Source organism: Streptomyces durocortorensis (assembly GCF_016901035.1).
Taxonomy (GTDB): Bacteria; Actinomycetota; Actinomycetes; order Streptomycetales; family Streptomycetaceae; genus Streptomyces; species Streptomyces durocortorensis.
The window spans coordinates 1-402 of sequence record NZ_JAFEUF010000567.1 but is presented as its reverse complement, the minus strand read 5'-3'; the positions used below and the strand labels follow the sequence as shown (position 1 = coordinate 402).

The window sequence follows — 402 nt, the reverse complement described above, 5'->3', positions numbered from 1 at the left end:
CCGTAGAGCGGGAGTTGCTTGGCCAGTTGCTTCACGCTCATCGCCGCGCCTTCGGGGAGGTGGTCGACGAATCCGGCGACGTAGCGTTCGCGGGTGGGGAGGAGTGCGAAGTCGTTTCGCGTACGGGGGAGTTGCCCTGGCGTGGAGCGTTTGCCGTAGCCGGGGTTGGCCATCGGGTACGTGGCGGAGACTGCGGGGATGGGCAGGGCGGAGCTATGGTGCTGGGTAGCCAAGGGATCGTCTTTCTATGGTGTGCGATCTTGCGGTGAGACCCCGGCCCGGTCTGCGAAACCGTGTCGGGGTCGTTTAGTTCTCGTAGTTCTCGCACCGTAAGCGGCCGTCACGCTGCGCCGCAAGCTGTCACGATTAGTCATACTGCCTGGCCGTGACGGGGTGGGGAGG

1 pseudogene is annotated in these 402 nt (G+C 64.9%); it reads right to left on the bottom strand.

Going from position 1 to position 402, the window contains the following annotated elements:
* Window positions 1-233: pseudogene (locus tag JS521_RS36100) on the bottom strand (MarR family transcriptional regulator); the annotation flags it as partial.
* Between the last annotated feature and the right edge of the window lie 169 nt (window positions 234-402).